The organism is Psychrobacter sp. KH172YL61 (genome assembly GCF_007182895.1).
Lineage (GTDB): Bacteria > Pseudomonadota > Gammaproteobacteria > Pseudomonadales > Moraxellaceae > Psychrobacter > Psychrobacter pacificensis.
This window is the reverse complement of sequence record NZ_AP019516.1, coordinates 2882608-2902231: the sequence shown is the minus strand read 5'-3', so window position 1 is coordinate 2902231 and position 19624 is coordinate 2882608. Positions and strand designations below refer to the sequence as shown.

Annotated in this window: 14 protein-coding genes and 5 pseudogenes; 8 read left to right on the top strand and 11 right to left on the bottom strand. The window is 45.4% G+C overall.

Annotation, left to right across the window (positions count from 1 at the left end; translation table 11 throughout):
• Nucleotides 1–209: 209 nt before the first annotated feature.
• The 4 genes from PKHYL_RS15410 to PKHYL_RS15395 all read left to right on the top strand — a co-directional run bounded on the left by PKHYL_RS15410 (nucleotide 210) and on the right by PKHYL_RS15395 (nucleotide 2616).
• On the top strand, nucleotides 210–923 hold the full coding sequence (locus PKHYL_RS15410; RefSeq protein WP_240365546.1) for an RluA family pseudouridine synthase: 714 nt from the start codon (nucleotides 210–212) through the stop codon (nucleotides 921–923).
• An 89-nt stretch (nucleotides 924–1012) separates the two neighbouring features.
• Nucleotides 1013–1234, top strand: coding sequence for a hypothetical protein (locus tag PKHYL_RS15405; protein ID WP_240365545.1), 222 nt, complete (start codon nucleotides 1013–1015; stop codon nucleotides 1232–1234).
• A 15-nt stretch (nucleotides 1235–1249) separates the two neighbouring features.
• Nucleotides 1250–1696, top strand: coding sequence for an NAD(P)/FAD-dependent oxidoreductase (locus PKHYL_RS15400; RefSeq protein ID WP_240365544.1), 447 nt, complete (start codon nucleotides 1250–1252; stop codon nucleotides 1694–1696).
• Complete coding sequence (locus PKHYL_RS15395; protein WP_240365543.1) at nucleotides 1663–2616, top strand: NAD(P)/FAD-dependent oxidoreductase; 954 nt, start codon at nucleotides 1663–1665, stop codon at nucleotides 2614–2616. Before PKHYL_RS15400 ends, PKHYL_RS15395 begins: the two co-directional genes overlap by 34 nt.
• A 21-nt stretch (nucleotides 2617–2637) precedes the next feature.
• On the opposite strand, the pseudogene PKHYL_RS15390 reads toward PKHYL_RS15395, so the two are convergent.
• Nucleotides 2638–3584 (bottom strand): annotated as a pseudogene (locus PKHYL_RS15390) (NAD(P)-dependent oxidoreductase).
• A 418-nt stretch (nucleotides 3585–4002) separates the two neighbouring features.
• On the opposite strand from PKHYL_RS15390, the gene rapA reads away from it, so the two are divergent.
• The gene (gene rapA / locus PKHYL_RS15385) at nucleotides 4003–6903 is read left to right on the top strand and encodes an RNA polymerase-associated protein RapA (RefSeq protein ID WP_240365542.1); all 2901 of its coding nucleotides are present in this window, start codon (nucleotides 4003–4005) and stop codon (nucleotides 6901–6903) included.
• A 373-nt stretch (nucleotides 6904–7276) separates the two neighbouring features.
• A pseudogene (locus PKHYL_RS15380) lies at nucleotides 7277–8178 on the top strand (acyl-CoA thioesterase).
• Nucleotides 8179–8290: 112 nt separating this feature from the next.
• On the opposite strand, the gene PKHYL_RS15375 reads toward PKHYL_RS15380, so the two are convergent.
• Entirely contained in the window at nucleotides 8291–8797 is a 507-nt protein-coding gene (locus PKHYL_RS15375; RefSeq protein ID WP_240365541.1) for a hypothetical protein, read from the bottom strand.
• A complete protein-coding gene (gene mutY / locus PKHYL_RS15370; protein WP_240365540.1) occupies nucleotides 8791–9576 on the bottom strand; it encodes an A/G-specific adenine glycosylase in 786 nt (261 codons plus the stop codon). The genes PKHYL_RS15375 and mutY overlap by 7 nt, the downstream gene beginning before the upstream one ends.
• Nucleotides 9577–10150: 574 nt before the next feature.
• Between mutY and PKHYL_RS15365 the strand changes: the two genes are divergently transcribed.
• A complete protein-coding gene (locus tag PKHYL_RS15365; protein WP_025643743.1) occupies nucleotides 10151–11077 on the top strand; it encodes an IS30 family transposase in 927 nt (308 codons plus the stop codon).
• Nucleotides 11078–11098: 21 nt separating this feature from the next.
• On the opposite strand, the pseudogene PKHYL_RS18335 reads toward PKHYL_RS15365, so the two are convergent.
• The 6 genes and pseudogenes from PKHYL_RS18335 to PKHYL_RS15330 all read right to left on the bottom strand — a co-directional run bounded on the left by PKHYL_RS18335 (nucleotide 11099) and on the right by PKHYL_RS15330 (nucleotide 17391).
• Nucleotides 11099–12144: pseudogene (locus PKHYL_RS18335) on the bottom strand (KAP family P-loop NTPase fold protein).
• A 115-nt stretch (nucleotides 12145–12259) separates the two neighbouring features.
• Nucleotides 12260–13015 (bottom strand): ribosome biogenesis GTPase YlqF, encoded by a 756-nt coding sequence (ylqF, locus tag PKHYL_RS15350; protein ID WP_240365537.1) that lies wholly within the window; start codon nucleotides 13013–13015, stop codon nucleotides 12260–12262.
• Nucleotides 12972–13250: a YlqF/YawG family GTPase gene (locus tag PKHYL_RS15345; RefSeq protein ID WP_240365536.1), complete on the bottom strand. Its 279-nt coding sequence runs from the start codon at nucleotides 13248–13250 to the stop codon at nucleotides 12972–12974. The genes ylqF and PKHYL_RS15345 overlap by 44 nt, the downstream gene beginning before the upstream one ends.
• 125 nt (nucleotides 13251–13375) lie before the next feature.
• Nucleotides 13376–16326 (bottom strand): annotated as a pseudogene (locus PKHYL_RS15340) (DUF2339 domain-containing protein).
• Nucleotides 16323–16484 carry a hypothetical protein gene (locus PKHYL_RS15335; RefSeq protein WP_240365535.1) on the bottom strand — a complete coding sequence of 54 codons (162 nt, stop codon included), beginning with the start codon at nucleotides 16482–16484 and terminating at the stop codon, nucleotides 16323–16325. Before PKHYL_RS15335 ends, PKHYL_RS15340 begins: the two are co-directional and overlap by 4 nt.
• Before the next feature lie 170 nt (nucleotides 16485–16654).
• Nucleotides 16655–17391 (bottom strand): annotated as a pseudogene (locus PKHYL_RS15330) (dienelactone hydrolase family protein).
• A 160-nt stretch (nucleotides 17392–17551) separates the two neighbouring features.
• Here PKHYL_RS15330 and PKHYL_RS15325 point away from each other — a divergent pair.
• Nucleotides 17552–18145: a YcgN family cysteine cluster protein gene (locus PKHYL_RS15325; protein ID WP_240365534.1), complete on the top strand. Its 594-nt coding sequence runs from the start codon at nucleotides 17552–17554 to the stop codon at nucleotides 18143–18145.
• Between the two features lie 47 nt (nucleotides 18146–18192).
• On the opposite strand, the gene PKHYL_RS17825 is transcribed toward PKHYL_RS15325, so the two are convergent.
• Together PKHYL_RS17825 and PKHYL_RS17820 are read right to left on the bottom strand one after the other, a co-directional pair.
• Nucleotides 18193–18615 carry a lipoprotein N-acyltransferase Lnb domain-containing protein gene (locus PKHYL_RS17825; protein WP_269778190.1) on the bottom strand — a complete coding sequence of 141 codons (423 nt, stop codon included), beginning with the start codon at nucleotides 18613–18615 and terminating at the stop codon, nucleotides 18193–18195.
• Complete coding sequence (locus PKHYL_RS17820) at nucleotides 18584–19498, bottom strand: Lnb N-terminal periplasmic domain-containing protein (protein WP_269778189.1); 915 nt, start codon at nucleotides 19496–19498, stop codon at nucleotides 18584–18586. Before PKHYL_RS17820 ends, PKHYL_RS17825 begins: the two co-directional genes overlap by 32 nt.
• Nucleotides 19499–19624: the final 126 nt, after the last annotated feature.

The window sequence follows — 19624 nt, the reverse complement described above, 5'->3', positions numbered from 1 at the left end:
ACAATAAATCAAAACAGAATGACACAGGTTGGGTTTTCTCTGTTACGTGTGATCATTGCTTTGCTAAAACATACTTTTGAGCACTTTTAGCCGTCTGTTTTTACATTGAATCATCCCACTTTTACTCTCAATAAATAGGGCGCTACTGTGCCAAAATAACAGCCGCCAAAGCCCCATATTACGTTTAATTTATATAAGTAGTTAAGTTTATGCCTTTTACTGATGAAGAAGTCGACGCTCTCAACGCGCAAGAAAATGCCTATCCACTTGAGTTTTTCAAACAATTTGCGCAAAAAATTACGGTCTACGAAGACGATGATATTTGGGTAGTGGATAAACCGGCAGGGCTGTTAAGCGTCGATGGCAAGACCCTCAAGGTAAGCCTGCTTGCCCGGCTTGAGCGTGCTAATCCAGCGGTAAAACTGATTCATCGATTGGATATGGACACGTCAGGTCTGATTATTTTCGCAAAAAATGCCGACGCCCAAACCAATATCAGTAAACAGTTTATTGAACGCTTACCGCAGAAAAAATACCAAGCACGAGTTTTTGGGGAATGGGAGCAGGTGGGCGCAGCGGGTGAGATATCGGTGCCAGTACGCTATGAGCCGACGACCAAGCCGCGTCATATCGTTGATCATGACTGGTCAAAGCATGCTTTAACACTGTATGAAGTCATAGCGCACGAAATGTGTGATGGTCAACCAGTTACCCGAGTGATGCTTAAACCCGTTACGGGTCGCAGCCATCAACTACGCGTGCATATGGTGCATGCAGGTCATGTGATGATTGGCGACCCGATATATGCTGAAGGCGCGGCACTCAAGATTGCGCCAAGGCTAAATCTACATGCGCAGCAATTGCGCTTAAAGCATCCAGTATTGGGTGCTTGGATGGACTGGGAAAGTCCATGCCCATTTTGATGCATTAGCTGCCTGAATATGAAGTCGAAGCGCGCGATTAATAGAAGCACTAAGGCTATCGCTGATCATGTAAACACAAGGATGAGAATATGCTTGATATCGCTACTACCAAACAGGCGATTAAAAGTCGCCTCGCACGTAGACAGTCGCAAAGGGGTAAGCCTGCTGATTATGAAGTGCTGATTATTGGTGCGGGCATTGCGGGTATCGGTATGGCCTGCCGCTTACAGCAACTAGCGCATAAAAATTTATTTGGTCATAAAGGTGCAAAAAACAAAAACAGACAAAAACGCAGCGTTTTGTCGTATTAGAAAAAGCGGGCTGATTTGGGCGGGACGTGGGATTTATTTACCTATCCTGGTATCCGCTCGGACTCTGATGCCTTAACCTTTGGCTATAATTTTAGACCGTGGCTAGATTATAGAATGCTGGCAGCAGGTGGCGATATCAAGCGTTATATCGCTGATACGGCGCGCGAGTTTGGTATTACTGAGCATATTCGCTATGAGCATGAAGTTCAGCAAATATCATGGTCGAGTATGGATCAGTTATGGACAGCAACCATAAAAAACCATACCAGCGGAGAAGTGTTCGTTAAGACGGCAAAGTTTATCGTCGGTGCTACGGGCTACTACGACTATGAGCAAGGCTATCGACCTCATTTTGCGGGAGAAGAAGATTTCCGCGGTCGTATTGTCCATCCGCAGCATTGGGATGATTTAGACTATAATGACAAAAAGTGGTCATTATTGGCAGCGGTGCCACTGCAATGACGCTATTGCCGGCATTGGTAGATGACAGCAGCGAGCAGTGTGCGCGTCATGTCACGATGCTACAGCGGACACCCACTTATGTGGCAAGCGTACCGGGCGATGATCATGCTATCGACTGGCTATCAGGCAAGTTTTCACCTTTATCAAAAGAGCAGGCCTATACGGTACTGCGAGCGCGCAACGTGTTGCGGCAGCAAGGGCTGTATAAATTAGCCACTCACGCGCCCAAGCTGATGAAAGCTGTGCTAAAAGGCGGCGTGACAAAAGAGTTAAAAGGTAGCGGCGTTGATGTCGAGCACTTTATGCCCGACTACAATCCGTGGGATCAACGCGTATGCGCTGTGCCAGACAGTGACTTATTTAAGTCTTTGCACGGTGAGCGTGCAGCAGTGGTCACCGATCAGATCGACCACTTCACCGAAACCGGTATTATGTTGCAATCAGGCGAGCATCTTGAGGCTGATATCATCGTCACAGCAACCGGATTGAAGCTGCAAATGCTAGGCGGAGCAGCGGTATATATCGACGGGCAGGCCATTGATATCGGCACGCGCATGACGTATAAGGCAGTCATGATCGAAGGCGTGCCCAATCTGGCGGCCTTATTTGGCTACACTAACGCCTCATGGACGCTAAAGATTGATCTGGCGTGTCAGTATTTGGTGCGGCTGTTGAGTTATATGCACAAAAACCGCTACCAAGTCGCGCTGCCACAGGCACAGGCGGCGAATGCTACCGCCTACGCCCAAGCAAATACGGTGATGGGCTCGCTATCGTCTGGATATGTCAGACGTGCCCAAGATAGACTGCCGAAGCAAGGCGATCGCTACCCGTGGTACGTGACCAACAACTATCTTAGCGACCGTGTGATGCTCAAATACCGCAAAATAAAAGACGACTGGTTGCGGTTCAGTCGTTAGGTTTTAATTGATCGATAGTCGTTATTGATGCTGATTATTGATAAAGTCAGCAACTTGCTTGCTTAATATCTGCCACAAGGTCTCTTGGGCGCTTTTGCTGCCCCAAGCATTGTGCGGGCTAAATATGACGCGTGGATGGTCGCTGAGACTGAGTAATGGGTCATCGTTCGCGATGGGCTCTTGTTCAAATACATCACTGGCATAACCGATGATTTGCTCGTTGTTAATCGCATCAGTCAATGCTTGGCTATCAACGACGCCGCCACGAGCGACATTGACGATGAGCGGTTGTTTGCTCATTTTGCCAAGGTATCTTTATTAATGAGGTGCTCGGTTTTTTCAGTCAATGGGCAATGCAAACTGAGGACATCTGCACGAGCTAATACCTCATCAAATGCCGTATAATCGTCGTTGCGCGGCGTGCGTCCTTGATGCTCCGCCCATAGAACTGTCATACCAAATGCACGCGCGATTTCGGTCACGCGCTTGCCAATGGTGCCAATACCAATGATGCCTAGCGTCTTGTCTTCCAAATCTATCAGCGGAATATCCAGCAGACAAAAATTCCCGTTTGCTAGCCATGTGCCATCAGCGACTTTTTGATGGTAATGAATACCGGCACGCATCGCAGTCAGCATGAGCATAAAGGTATGCTCAGGCACGCTTTTTACCGCATATCCCGCCACATTATAAAGTGCTACGCCATGTTTATCGCAAGCGGCTTGATCGACGTTATTCATGCCAGTGGCGGTCAGTTGAATCAATTTTAGCTTAGGTAGGTCAGCGATCACCTCCGCGCCAATTTGCACTTTATTAGTGATGATAATATCGGCATCTTTACAGCGCTCAATAATGAGGTCCGTGTCTTTTGGCGTATCGTTATAAGTGACGTAATCGCTTATGCCTGCTGGTGCGGGCAAATCAATGCCATCAGAAAAAGTGCCTTTATCCAAAAAAACGGCTTGCATCATGATTCCTTATTTATTGTTGTCCTATAGATAGAAATAGTTGTCAAATGAATCGTTATCGGCTTAATGTAGCACGTTGGCATTTTTAGTCAAAAACGAATCCATTAAATATTGGCTAAGTGGTGATAAGCGTTTAAAAACAAAGTAATTTATATCATGGGCGGATTTACTGAGCCTGATTGGGCCCAAAGACCTTATAAAGTCATGGGTATCATAAGCCGCCTCTTGAAAATTGAACTTAACGCACTCATCTAGCCGCTAACGTTATATAATGGTAAGGCTTGGCTATTGGTTTCACTAACATTATGACACTGCGTTTGCATCTATTAACGATTTGCCTCATTTTTAACCTGACTGCTATCGCAAGCCACCATTGCTATCTAATTTTTAATTATCTGAGTACAAAAGACATCGCCTTATGACTATCTCTATTGCTTCATTGCACAGTACTGAATTCGCCGTTGGCCAACGTTATTTATCTGATACGGAGTCTGAGCTTGGCTTAGGTGTGGTTATCGATGTCGATGATCGATGTGTGCATATTTTATTTCCACAAAGTGAAGAGACGCGCGTCTACGCAAAAAACTCTGCGCCACTATCGCGCGTGGTGTTTAAGGTTGGCGATACGATCTATGACCAAGATGGCAAAAGCTATACAGTCAATGCTGTCGATGAAGTCATGGGTGTGCTCAAATATAGCGTCGATGAGCACGAGGGCGGCACTGCTTCTAAAGGAATAATGGAGACGCGCCTTGCGGCCAATATCACGCTAGCCAAGCCGCTTGAGCGTCTGCTCGCTGGTCGTATCGAACGCGGCGATTGGTACGAGCTGCGCCAAGATATCTTGCGTATGCAATCAGCATTGGCAGGCCATCCACTCAAAGGGTTGATGGGCGCGCGTGTCGATATCATCGAGCATCAGCTCTATATCGCACACGAAGTCGGTAAGCGTATCGCGCCGCGTGTCCTGCTCGCTGATGAAGTAGGTCTTGGTAAAACCATCGAAGCGGGCATGATTATCCATCAGCAGCTACTAACGGGTAAAGCTGAGCGTGTTTTGATTTTGGTGCCAGACAGCTTACAGTATCAATGGATGATTGAGCTGCGTCGTCGTTTTAATCTGAATTTTGCATTGTTTGATTTGGTGCGCACAGCTGCGATCAAAGAACATGATCCTGAGCAAAACGTCTTTGCCACTGAGCAGTGCATCATCGCGGGCATGGATTTGTTGCTTGATCATCCTGATTTGTACGATCAGGCGATGGAAGCGGGCTTTGATCTATTGGTCGTCGACGAAGCGCACCATTTGCACTGGGATGAAGAGCAGGGCGGCAATGACAAATACGATTTGATTGCTGACTTTGCTGAAGAGACGCCTGGGGTGATGCTACTGACAGCAACGCCAGAGCAACTTGGCGCGCAGAGTCACTTTGCCCGTTTGCGCCTGATAGATCCTGATCGCTTTGATGATTTGGATGAGTTTATTGATGGGCAAGAAGCCTTTGCCGAAACCGCTGCCGTCGCTGGCGTCTTGATAGAAGACAAGCCACTGAGTGATGGGCAAATTGCAGCTTTGAGCCATTTATTAGACATTAGTATGGATGAGCTGGGCGCAATCAATGACGATGAGCGCTTGCGTACTTATGCCCTTAACGAGCTACTGGACCGTCATGGTACCGGCCGTATCTTATTTCGCAATACTCGTGAGAGTGTCAAAGGGTTTTATGGACGAAGCCATCAGCCATATCCACTGCACCTGCCTGACGCATGGGTTGATAGCTACCAAACCACGGGCAAACTGCGTGAGCAGCTGTGGGGCGAAAACCAGCCCGACGGTGGTTGGCTAGAAGATGATCCACGCGTCTCTTGGTTGGTTGATATCTTACGCGGTGAGCTTAAGCAGCAAAAAGTACTGCTAATCGCTCGCAGTGGCGCGACAGTAGAGAGCTTAGAAGCTGTATTGCGTCTGCATGCCGGCATCAAAACCGCTATATTTACTGAGCAGATGACCCTGCTTGAGCGTGACCAAGCAGCAGCATTTTTCGCGGATAGTGAAGGCGCACAAATATTATTATGCTCAGAGATTGGCTCTGAAGGTCGTAACTTCCAGTTTGCAAGCCAACTGATACTCTGGGATTTACCGGCAAACCCAGATACTTTGGAGCAGCGTATCGGTCGTCTAGATCGTATCGGTCAGACACAGCAGATCATGCTGCATGTGCCTTATGTACAGGGCACGGCGCAAGAGCGTCTGTATCATTGGTATAACGATGCGCTGAATATGTTTAACCAAATATCACCAACGGCACAAAGCGTGCAAGAGCAGTATATCCAAGAGCTCAAGCCTGTACTTGAAGGCGCGGATACTGCGGATAACAATGCTATCTTACAAGACATCATTGATGAGGCGCTACAGACGCGTTTGGGCTTAGAGGCGCAGCTACAAGCGGGCCGTGATCGTCTGCTAGAGTACAACTCGTGTCGTCCGCGTGTCGCTGGACGTATTGCGGATGCCATGCGTGACTTTGATGGCAATAATTTGTTGCCGCATTTCATTGAGCGCTTCTTTGCCTCTGCCAATATCGACCATAATATCCAGCGTGATGGCTCGTGGGTCATCGCACCGATTGATAGCACTGAGATCAGCGACTATATCGATGGCTTGCCGCTTGGTGATGAAGATGGTATGACGTTGACTTTTGAGCGTGAGCAAGCGCTTCAGCGTGAAGATATCGATTTTATTACGCATGAGCATCCATTGATGCGCGCTATTTATGAGCTTGCCAGTACCAGCACTTTTGGTAATACGACAGTGGCTATGCTAAAAAGCGCCGCTGTGCCGCAAGGGATGGTACTGCTAGAAGTAAACTTCCGTATCGAAGCCATCGCACCAAAAGTGCTCAATCTGCCAGCGACATTGACCACGCAAAATATCCGTGTCTTTATCAGTGAGCAGGGTAGTGACTTGTCCGCTCGTATCAGTGCTGATATGATCATGCCGCATGTGGAACGCTTGGACAAAAACCGTGCTCGTCAAGTGATCAAAGTGCGCGGCGATGTGATCGAGCAGCGGTATTACGAGGCTGAAGACATCGCACGTGAGCAAATCGCGGAGATTGGTGAACAAGCAAGTGCGCGCTTTAGTCAGCAGTGGTCACGTGAGATCAAACGTCTCAAGCACTTGCAGACCATTAATCCAAATGTACGCCCCGAAGAGATTGAGCGCCTAGAGCAGCTCAAGGCTCAAGGAGAGCAAGCGCTTGGTAATTTATCGCTAGTGCCGGACTCTATTCGCGTACTGATAGCAGTGAAGCCATAAACTTTTAGATGATTGTCAAAAACGAGATGTTGTTAGACATCTCGTTTTTTTATGAATGAGATTGCTTGGACGAGTAAAGTAGATGCGATTTTTTATCGCAAATCGTTAAGCAATACTTATGAGTAAGCTGACAGTAACTAGTCAAAGCCAACAATATTGGGTAAGATATTTACCTTTTCTATCGAAAATGAACAGATAGCCATGGCCTGATGAGCTATGGCTGTGTGTTTGTTCTAAAGTCTCTCTTGTGTATTTCCGCAAGCGATCTCATATTATTTTAAATTCAAGCGCAGCGGCTATATGGCATCGAGATTGTTAGATGCTTACTTTTGGATGCTGAGCGTGTTTGATAAAAATAAGGAAACATATTGTCATGTCCGATAATTCACAACTGATTGATGAGCTGCTGGCTACAATCGCGCTTATTGAGGTTACCCCGATGTCTTTGAGGGTAAGAGCCATGATTATGTGGGCAGTCGTATATTTGGCGGGCAAGTACTGGCCCAAGCGATCATGGCAGCAGCGCATACATTAGATCAAGACAAGCCTTGTCACTCTTTGCATGGGTATTTTTTGCGTGGCGGTGATATCAATCAACCAGTGATCTATCAAGTGCGCCGTCTACGTGATGGTCGCAGTCTATCTGCCCGTGAAGTGACGGCTATTCAGTACAAAGAAGTACGCGGTAAAGCGCCTATTGAGCAAGTGATATTTTCGATGATTGCGTCGTTTTCTCCCATGGAGGATGGCCTTGCGTATCAAGAAGACATGCCTGTTTATCCACCGCCAGAAGATCTATTGACCGAGCAAGATTTAAAAGAAGAGTACGTGGGCAAAGTACCAGATGCGCTCAAGGCACGGTTTATGCGCCGCCGTCATGTCGAGATAAAGCCTGTCAAACCGCGCAATCCGATCAATCCAGAACCAATGAAACCTAAGCAAGCCAACTGGCTACGTATTCGCGAGCTAGGCAATCAGCCGGTGGCGATTCAGCAAGCGCTTTTGGCGTTTTCGTCTGATTTTTTACTTGGTGGGCACGGGGCTGATGTCACATGGCGTAAGCTTTATGACCAGCGGATTGCAAGCTGCTAGTATTGACCACTCTATGCACTTCCACCGTGAGTTTGATTTGAATGATTGGCTGCTCTATGACATGTGGAGTGATACCACGTCCAATGCAAAGGGCTGAACCATGGGCAGTTCTGGCAAGATGGCAAACTGGTTGCCACCGTGCAACAAGAAGGCCTAATGCGCTTGCGTGTGCCAAAGTCCTAACCCTAGCCTTAGCGCTATTTATTGTTAGCTACTGTCATCTTGTCATCATAAAAAAGCGACTCACTATAGTTAATGAGTCGCTTTTTTTTATGCCAGTTTTTTACACTAATTTTTATTCTAAGATTTTAATCATCGCACGAGGCAATCCTAGACTGTCTTGTGCTGTTTGTTCGGTGAGCCATTTAAAATCAATCTCAGCTGCTGCTAGTTTCTCGTTGAGTTCTATCGTTTGCGCAGCATCGACAGTGAGTTTGCGCGGTGTTAAATACCAATGAAAATGCGTCAATGAGTGCTTGATAGGGGCGTCATCTAATAAGGTATTGCTAACTGATTCGGTTACCAGTTCATTCTTTATTAGCCATTCATTAATGATTTGCTCAGCAGTGGTGAACTCTGTCTCATAGACTTTTTCATTACTACGCACGCCACTTGCCAAGCTTGATGACTTATCGTCGCTCGTGACTGGTTTTTTAGCAGTATTTTTGCCAGTTATCTTGCTATTTGCTTTACCATCAATTTTTTCTACGAACTGTAATGGCAAGCTCCATAATCCGCCCCAAATGCCGTTATCAGGGCGTTGTAGCCACAATATTTCACAGTCTATATTTTCTATCAGCAATGCATCGCTAAACTTACTCGGTTTGGGCTGTTTTTCGCTTTGACAGGATAATCAGTCTCGCGTCCCTCAGCATGTGCCAAGCAATCTTCTTGTAGCGGACATAATCGGCAAGCAGGTTTGCTACGCATACATAACGTTGCGCCCATATCCATCATGGCTTGTGCGAACAGTCCTGAGTTCTCTGTCGGTGTTAAACGCTCCGCTAATGCCCATAACTCTTTCGTCGTAGCAGATTTGGTAATGTCGCCGTCGATAGCGGCCCAACGTGTCAGCACCCGTTTGACATTGCCATCGCAGATAACGCCATAATGATGCAATCCCATCGCCATAATCGCGCCTGCGGTCGATGGCCCAACGCCCGAAATCGCCTCCCAGTCCGCTAGCGTCTGCGGAAAATCACCGGTCTCGTCAATTATCTCGGCCAGTTGCTTTGCGCCTTTATGCAAATTACGCGCGCGTGCATAGTAGCCAAGCCCCGCCCAATGCTCGGCGACCACATCCCAGTCAGCAGCGGCTAAGTCTTGCACGGTCGGAAAGGTGTCCATAAAGCGCGCAAAGTAGGGCAGTACTGTGGTCACTTGTGTTTGCTGAAGCATCACTTCGGATAACCAAACGACATAAGGATTGGGCGTATCGGTCTGGTGCTGTTGCCACGGCAAATCATGGCGACCGTTTTCGGCAAACCAATCGAGTAGGCGCGGGGCGAAGGAGTTTAGAGATGTTTTAGAGTGATTAAAGTTGGTTTCAGAAGGTATAGAGTTAGCAGTTGGCTGGGTCATAGGCTCTTATATTTGATTTTTTGAAGGTAAACAATTATACCTGATATACGTATTTGCTACGACCCAACTTTGGCGCAATGCTATTAAATAATATAATAAAAATAACTACTTAACGATATCGAAAAGTAAAAGGTTATTTATAGTATGATCAATATAATGATGAATTGATGAATTTTTACTATTATGTTGAATCAGGTTGTCAACGCTATCTTTTAGCTCATAAAGATCTAAATTCTTTCTTAGCGTCATAATTGTATCTCTTTGTTCCCAATGGTCATTTGGAAGCTTTATACGACTACTAGTAAAATACCTATCGAATATTATAGTTATCAACTCTTGTAATGTGATAACGCTTTGTTCACGAAAGTATTGAGGAAGTTTAAAACTACGAGTTGATATCAAACTATAAAAATTTGAAGAGTCCAATCTTCTATATATTATTTCTTCTAAAACATTATTATTTAATCTGTCTTAGATTAACACATGAAGTGCAATACCAAATGCAAGGGTGAAAAAAGACCTAGATGCGCTAGCATCAAAGTTTTTATCCACCGACCAAAGTGAGATTGCAACCATGAGCTATACACATCTAAGCCTAGGTGAACGATACCAGATTTATGCCCTTAAAGGGGCAAAACATAGTATTAATTTTATAGCGAGGGTGTTAAACAGAAGTCCCAGTACCATATCAAGAGAGCTTAGGCGTAATAAAAGCCTACGAGGTTACCGAGCAAAGCATGCTAATAACAAGGCTTGTGACAGACGGGCTAACAACGCCACAACTATTGTGACTGACCTCTGGGCATGGGTGACAGACAAGCTTAAAGAGAACTGGAGTCCTGAGCAAATATCTGGCGTTCATGCTGGTATCAGTCATATGAGCATTTATCGCTATATTTGGCGTGATAAGAGGCAGGGCGGTACATTGTGGCAGTGTCTCAGACGTAAAGGAAAACCATACCGGCAGCGTCTAACCGCTGAGACTCGAGGCCGTATCAATGACAGAGTCTCGATTCATGAGCGCCCTTGTATTGTTGAAGAACGCTCACGTATTGGAGATTGGGAAGCGGATACCGTTATCGGTCAGCATCACAAGCAAGCGATTGTCACGCTCGTTGAACGTAAAACGGGGCTGCTGAAGATGAAGCGTGTGGGTCATAAAACAGCACAGCAAGTATCAGAGGCAATGATAGAACTCTTAGCGCCAGTGAGGTTGCAGGTTAAGACCATTACCTCTGACAATGGTAAAGAGTTTGCTCAGCATAAGAAGGTGAAACAAAAGCTCTTTAGCCCTTTCTTCTTTGCCGATGCTTATGCGTCATGGCAGCGAGGAACCAACGAGAATACCAATGGCCTTATCAGAGAGTACTTGCCTAAGGGTTGTGACTTTAGACAAGTCTCTGATAATGAAATACAGGACATTGAGAACAAACTAAACAACAGACCAAGAAAACGATTAGGGTTTAAAACGCCTATGCAGGCGTTCTATAATATTAATTAGCGTTGCACTTGGTGTGTTAATCTAAGTGTATAAAAAAGATAGGAAGACCATTAAAACTTGCTCGATTACATAAGATTGACTTTTTTCTTTATCTTCAAAAACTATCAACGTCTCTATACAACGTATAACCTGTTCAATATTCCGAAGCGATAGCGTGCTAATATCAATAAACAATGGGATTTGGTAGATAAGTTTGTTTTCTTTAAATTCTTGTGAAATTACATTACTGTCCTGTATAACTCTTCTAAAATAAGTCACATTATTACTAACTGAACGGTTTTCTTCATCTTTATTGGTCGTTGGTAGGTTGATTTGATACTTAAAAAATTTATAAAGATAACTATGCGAGTCCGTTTCGCTACCATAGCTATGTTTTATAGTGGCTTTAAGCTGCTCAGCATTGGTAATTAATATAATTTGTACATTATCTACATCAAACACATGCTTGATGGTCTCTAACATCATCACTGCAAAATCTGGACGACATCGGTCAAGCTCGTCAATGAGTAAAATGATAGGGTTTGTGGAAGCAATATCTGATAGAGCATCGCGCAATGTCGATAAATTCTTTTCCGCTTCTACTTGATCTTTAATCATAGACTCAAGTGACTGGTCGATAAGAGATTTTGACCCATCCTTTATTTCTTCCACTCCGTCTGCTAGTGCATCAGGAATATCTGCCGCATATCTACCGAATGCAAATCCTAATCCTGCTTTGAGACCTATACCAGAAATAAGCCTTAGGCAAGGGACTGCATTTTTTATAAAATTCTTTCGCTTGTCGTCTTTTCATCGTAAAAACTAGCCACCTCAGCTATAAGTGTTAAGAGCGGCTCATTGGCATGATCAGCTTGAAAAGCATTTACATAACCAACCTTATAATCATTCGGATTATTCTCCTCAATCAGATTTTTTAGTTTAAAACAAAACTCTGTCTTTCCTGTACCCCATTTACCGTCAATGATAAGTGGTGATACTTCAATATCTGAATCTAATAGCTTAATGATTTTCTCAGCGATAGGCTCACGTGTAAACTCATCTCTTTCATGAAAAGTGAAATCTTTCATTAAATTGTAATCTGTCATTACTTATTCTCTATATTTGTATTTTTGACATACGATACTTATGTTATACAGAGAATAAAGACATAAAAAAAGCCCACAAGGGCTTTTATATAGGCAATTATTTTTTGAGTAATGAGCCTTGAACCAAACCTACTTCCGATTCTTCCGCGTTTTTAGACGACGTAAGCGTTTTTCTTCCTCGCGGGCTTTTTTTCTTTTCTTCAGCAGCGATGCGTTGTTCGGCGACGACGATTTCTTCTGCTTCTATCATCGCTGGTGTTTCTAGCGTGATACGACCAATTTTTGCGCTACGTAGCTCATTGATGAGAATCTCAGACATACGGTAGGTGTCGACCTGATTGCCCGAACGCACACAGCCGCGATTACGACCTGCCACTTCAAAGAACTCCCAATCGGTCTTGGGTAACTCGTCAATTTTATAGCGGGTTTTTAGCAACTCAGGATAGGCGTGCATCAAATACTCAGCGGTATAGCTGGCGACATCAGCAAAATCAAAAGCGGTATCACGGATACCGCCCGTCGCCGCCAGACGATAGCCAGAGTTTTCGTTTTCGACCTTTGGCCAGAGCATACCGGGTGTGTCATAGAGCATGATGTCATCGTCAAGCTTAATCAGTTGTTGCGACTTGGTTACCGCTGGCTCATCGCCTGTTTTTGCCACGGCGCGACCTGCTAACGTATTGATCAGCGTTGATTTGCCCACATTTGGAATACCCATAATCATCGCTTTGATTTGACGACCAGTCCCGACTTTATTGGGGACGAGGTGTTTGCAGATGGCGATGATGCGTTTTACGTCATTGGCTTTTTCAGTGTCGCAAGCAATGAGCTTTAACCCCATCTTGCTGCTCAAGATGATCCATCCAGATTTGGGTCAATTCAGGATCGGCAAGGTCAGCTTTGTTCAGGATTTTGATAACAGGCTTTTCACCGCGCAGTGCAGCAACCATTGGGTTTTCACTACTATAGGGAATACGCGCATCGATGACCTCGATGACCACATCCATCTGCGGCATGATTTCTTTGATTTCGTTACGGGCTTTGTTCATATGCCCAGGGAACCACTGAATACTTGCTCTCTTATCCATCTGCTTTCATAACCTTTTATAAAAAATGCTAAAAGTAAAACAATCAATGTTTACTTTCTAATGGTGTCCAGTTTACTACAGAACCACCTTGCTCACGGGACAATTTCACTCGACCAAATCTATCACTATTCTTTAGTATGGTTTTCTGTTTCCTCGTACGCTGGTGGTAAGGGTGCCAAATAACCAATGAGCAGAATCAAACTACCTGCGCCAAGGAAAGATATGACTCGCCAAATCGCCTCGGTCTGTGACAAATCGACCAAGACCAGCTTGAGTACGACAATGCCAAGTAGACCAATCCCCATAAACCAAAGCGCGCGCTGCCAATAGCGGCTGGCAAGGATGGTGGCGACCAAGGCTAAGAGCGTCCATAAAATTGTCAGTCCTGTTTGTACTTGCTCGCTACTCCATGCACCGCCCTGAGCACCGTCCCAAAGTGGCGTGCCGATAAAGGCGTGTAGCGTTCTGACCAACATGCTGGAGATTAACCAAAAACTGATCAGTCCCAATATGATTAGCAGATTCTCAGCGGTAAATATGCGCTTAGATTTGGCAGTTGTACTTGCTCCGATAAGTGTCTCATCGCGGTTTTTTTGGCTTATATAGTACAGACTAAAACCAACCGATAGCGTCAGCCATGAGGTGATGTCGTATAGGTTAAATAATGGAAAATAGGGCAGTCCCCAAATCATACCGTCATAATACCAATTGGTAAGAACAACCCAAAGTAGGGCAATGGGAGCAAAAATGGCAGCGCAACCTAATAGGGCCTGTTGCCAGTTAAACCAATACAGCAGACCGTGTTCTGAAACTTTATTAGTCGAGGTGCTTTCTTCATTTTGACTAAGATCACGATGATTGAGCCATAACCCCAATAATATGAGTACCGCTGAAAACAAGATAGCCATCACGCCATCAGAGTCTGGTAGGCTATAATGCGCAGCCGCAACAATCAGTAACAGCCCTGTACCGAGCCAGCTTACCTCAGTATAACGTGCCGTGTTTTTAGTATCAGACCATGTTTTTAGCCATAGCTGGCCTATCAGTAACCAGCCAATTATCAAGCCTATGAATACCAGCCATTCCGCTGTTGCCCATGTTAGATTTCGCTCGAATTTTTGTGGCAGTTGCAGTATTAGCATGAAATAAAACAATAACAATAATCCACGACTCAGCTGTCTAATCTCCGCCCACGGACGATAACGGTTGATGACCCAATAGGCGGCCAGGCTGATGAGTGCTGACAGCGCAATGACTGTCGTATCTGATTGCCAACTATCAAACCAATGATGCAAATCAAGTATCAGCACTTGTAGCATCCACGCTATCGCTGTCAATGTTAAAAACTTTATTAATTCAGGACTGTGCCAAACGAGTTTGAACGCATGGCTTTGATGACTGATAGCGTTCAGCCATTGCTGCGCCGCTTGATCATTGATACCCAGTGCATGAGTATAATTGGTCATCGTATCTGATGGGTTGCCACGCTTTTGTGCCTTTATGGTAGAAGGCATTACAGCGTCATGATTCTGACTATTACTGTTATCTAGCTTATTCATTAATATCGTAGGAGAGTTGCTAGCGCGTAAGATAAAAACGGTCGCCAGATAAGCAATTGCTGAAATACTAAAGGCTAAAACCGGATAGTCGTTGCTAGAGAATATCGCTGTGGTCACGAGCATGCCGATACTGACGAGCTGTAATAGTAAGCCGAATAACACCGACCACGACCGCAATGAACGCCTGCCAAACCAAACCAGAGCAAGTCCCTGTACTGACCAACCAAAGGCAATCCATTCCGCATCTAGCGCCAGCGGAATCACCAGCGCCAAAAACCCAAATCCTAAAGCCAGCATGCCTTCAGTGATTAAAGCATAGCGCTCACTGCGCTGGATAAACAACCAGCCCAGCCCAAGGTAGACAGTCGCCAAAATCGCGCTAGTGATGGTCAAGGCATTAGGAATCTTATCAAGTAAAGCAGAAAGTAAGCCGAAAGACAGAAGCGGTACTGAAAACAGTAAGCCAGTATCGATGGGAAATAAATAGGCATTGTTGCCTACGGTAGCTTTATCTAAACGCTTGATATTATTTGTACTATCGATATGGCTAAGGGCTTTTTCGCTAAGTGCGTTGTAGGCAATAACTTGCTGCGCGTAACGAATGACGACAAACAAGTAAAGCAACCAATGCAATGTAATAAGCAAAACCAATGGCCAAAGCTGCGTCTCAATAATTGGATCAAGATTCTGCGTGCTGCCCCAATAGTAGGCCAATCCAAACGTGACAATTACGCCAAATAGATTCAGTATCTTCCATGGACGATAATGAGCAATCACAGCAATCGTGACATTCAATAATAGGTAGTAGCTGAATAAGGCGACTAAGCTACCAGTATCTTCACTGGTCAAAATCGGCGCAAAAATCCACCAGACAACGCTAACAACGCGAGCGGAAAAGCGTTTTGGCGTACAGCAAGGGCAATGGTCACAGCAGACAATAATCCAAGCCCAATAAAGCTTGGAATACTTGGTATGATTTCATAAACACTATAAGCAAAAAAGGTGCTCAAATATGTAATCGCTAAGCCTGCGCCCTGTAGCGTAATCCCATACGAAAAGCGTTTTGCCGTGAGCTTTAACCCAAGTGCTGCCAACGCAAGCCCCGCGATGCCAATTGCTACAAGCTTTGTGGTAATTGAAATTTCGATATATTCGCTGAGTAACCGCAGCAGTAGCACCACGCCTACTAGCAGCACCAATACGCCGACCCGAACGACGAGATTGCCACCGAAAAACCAGTTTTTGATTGAATGAATGAGCGACGTCACAATAGGTAGTGAGCGTTCATCAGGCTCAATCGGCGCATTTGCTATTTTATTTTTGGTCGGAGTTGGCGTAGTAACAGGCAGTGGTGGTGGCAATGATGTAAATGACAGCGTTGAAAGATTATCTATAGACCGCTGTTGTGAATCAAAAATTGCATGCTTAGCAGCATCATTTTTAGTAGTATTGCCTTCACTAGCGCTCGCGCGCGTATAAACACGCTCATCAGCCAAATGGGTAGATGAAGCGTTCATACTGCGATTTTTTGCTGCTCAAGTTCAGCCTGTAGATTTGTCACATCGCGGCGCAAATACGTGATTTCTCGCTTTATCTTGGTGTATAGCGCGACTACCACGATCAATAAAATTGTAAAGGCCAGCCAACCCAACTGGGTTACCAATAGATATAACATCTTCGTCGCTCAATCCAATTGATAGTAATGTGATAATGACGTGATTTGCTAAGAAGCACAAGACCGCTCTGATTACTTACCCAAAAGCTCATCAATAAAACAAGACTGAAAATAAAAGGCAGCTTAATAGTTAAGCTGCCCTTCTTTATGAGTTTTATATCAAATGGTTCTTATGCCAAATTGGCTTTCATAAACTCAAGCATATTATCCCAGCTTTGCTTGGCGGCAGCTTCGTTGTAGCCGAGATCGACGTCGTTTTTGGCTGCACGCTCATCGGCATGGGGGTTGGTAAAGCCGTGCTTGGCATTGTCATACACATCGATAGTGTAGTCGACATCGGCCGCATCCAGCTCAGATTTTAGGCCCTCGATGGCGTCCATTGATACCATTGAATCATCACGGCCGTGCGCGACCAATACTTTTGCTTTAAAGTTTTTGTCTGCTGGTTGTTTTGGCGTTGGGTTACCATGGAAGGTAGCAACCGCTTTTAGCGGCATGCCTTCGCGAGCCATGTCTAGGACAACTTTACCACCAAAGCAGTAACCGATTGCGCCTAGATTGTCACCGTCAACTGATAACTGATCGCTAAAGTCGTTCAAAATCAAGCGGCAGCGTGCCATCAGCATGTCTTGATCATCAAGCACTTGCTCCATCCACATGTTAGCTTGCGCCGCATCGGTGGTGAGTTTGCCTTCGCCATAAACGTCCATTGCAACTGCTGCGTAGCCTGCTTCTGCCAAACGCTCTACTACTGATTTTGGATGATCGACCACGCCCCACCATTCTGGTGCGACCAAGATGCCAGCCGCTGGTTTTCTTCCGATGCGTCTTCTGGTAGCGCCACATAGCTGATAAGTTCAACACCATTTTCGGTGGTACTGATTAACTCGAAAGTCTTAACTGACATAGGATTGTCCTTTTTTATGTTATGAGTTTTGATTATTCGTCGTTTTGATTATTTGTCATTGTGATGGTTCGTTTTCTAACTCGTACTACCTTAACGCCCATCTCTAGCAAAAACAGCTATAATAGTGTAACGCTCTTTATCAAAACGCTACTGCGACCCTATGACTATAAATTTCTTAAACAAAAATGATGAACAATCAGGCTTGCATTCAGGCGTCAATCCGGATGCTAAGCTTGAGCAGTCGGTAAGTTTATTTCCTAATAATGCTGACACTGGTTCTAGGTCTGAGCCACTACGCCCGCAGTTTTGGTCACGATTTGCCTTATCAGAGCTGACGCATCATGAATGGGAGGCTTTGTGTGATGGCTGCGGTAGCTGCTGCCTGATCAAATATATCGATGATGATGACGCCGAAGCGTTGGTTGAGTATACCGATGTGACCTGTCAGCTGATGGACTGTGCGACGGGTCATTGTCAGCACTATGCCACGCGTCAAGAGTATGTGCCTGACTGTATTCAGCTCACGATGGAAAACCTGCCCAACATGATGTGGCTACCATCACACTGCGCCTATAAACGCTTGTATAAAGGGCAGAAGCTCCCAAGTTGGCATTTGTTATTGACTGGCGATGCGGCGCGCACCGAGCAGCAGATGCGCGCGGCCAATGTCGGGGTGGCAGGGCGCTGTGTCTCTGAGGTTGGTATGTCTAATGAAGAGATGGAGGAGCGGGTGGTGACATGGGTACAGCCCTAGCGGTATCCATTTAGACTCTTATCATTAGTTTATGGCGAGTAGTGAGTTTATGGCGCGGCGGCCTGCGCCGCAAATTGTGCTTTGGCTTCAGCTGCCGCTTTTGAGTCAGCCAATGGCGGGATAGGAATATCCTGACGAATCTGCTTGGAGAACTCGCGGCTATTGACTACGCTGCTGCCTGCTAAATTATCAAAACCACGCACTTTTGGATCGATATGAGTGCGCTCGTACCAAGTATCCATCGACCAATTCTGCGCGCCGCTGTTGGGCTTGGCGTCGAGCATACCGACATCGTATAGATAGTTTGGCAGCCACCCAGAGACCCAAATCCGATAATCCCATGGCAAACGCTCGCCACTGACGATACGCGCCATATAAAAGATAATATTAGTACAGTTACTCGTCAATGTGTTGTACCAAGCGGGTTTGGTATTGAGCTCATCCATTGCCGTTAGGTAAGATACAAACAACGATCTCACCCTCATGTTGCTGCAAATTGCTGATAGGAAACAGATAGACTTGCTCACCACGCGCGTTGCTGCGCGTATAGATAATATCGCGCTCTTCGGCGGCAATCAGGCTCAGCTCATACCGTCTAAAAAATCCCGCCAGTGCCGAAAACGATTCGCCATTTTCTTTACGAATCTCAAATGAGAAGGCAAGTGGTCTATCGTCTTCAAAGCGAAAACTGACCAAAGTATGAGCAATCAGTGGCCCCATCCAATAAGAGTTGGTTACATCAACGCCAGAGAGTTTAGATAAATCAATCGTGCGCGTCTCCCAATGCTCTGTGGCGTCCTCGTCTGTGCGCCAATCAAAATTACGGACATTGGTTAAGGTAATCAAATCAGGGTTGGTTGCATCGCGCTCATAAGCCACTTGCTGGTCGACCTCAGCCATCCAGTCGCGATCTTGCTGGGGTTCGATAGAAAAAAACCAGCCTAGACCTATGAGCCAAGTTGCTCCATATAAGCCAATGAGGTATCTAGTCGCTGTGTTTTTATGAATTGATTTTTTATTAGACAATGAGTCACTGAGCAGTATCTTTGTGACTGTATGCCAATAACGCATACTTAGCAGCGCAGCTAATATACCCACGATGATGAGTGTTGCAAGCCAAGTGAGTACAGAGCTTATCCCGTACTGATACCAAATCGCTAATAGCAACCATATTGCTGATAGCAATATTGTGATAGCAATCAAAAAAATAACAAGACGATGTCGCCATGTCGGTCTTGGTGGTTTGTTATCTGCTGATATGTTGTCCAAATCGCGACTGACAGAATGGCTATCTGCAAGCTGGCTGCGTGAACGCGACGATAATAAGCGGTAAAAAACGGAGCGTAGCGACATAAGGTTTGTTTTGATAAATAATGGCTTTGACCATAGCAAAGTTTATAACACACTGACAATACAATTTGAGTGAATTTGTCGTTGAATGTCGGTGAGGCTTGCGATAAAGTGAAGCTAAATTGTGCT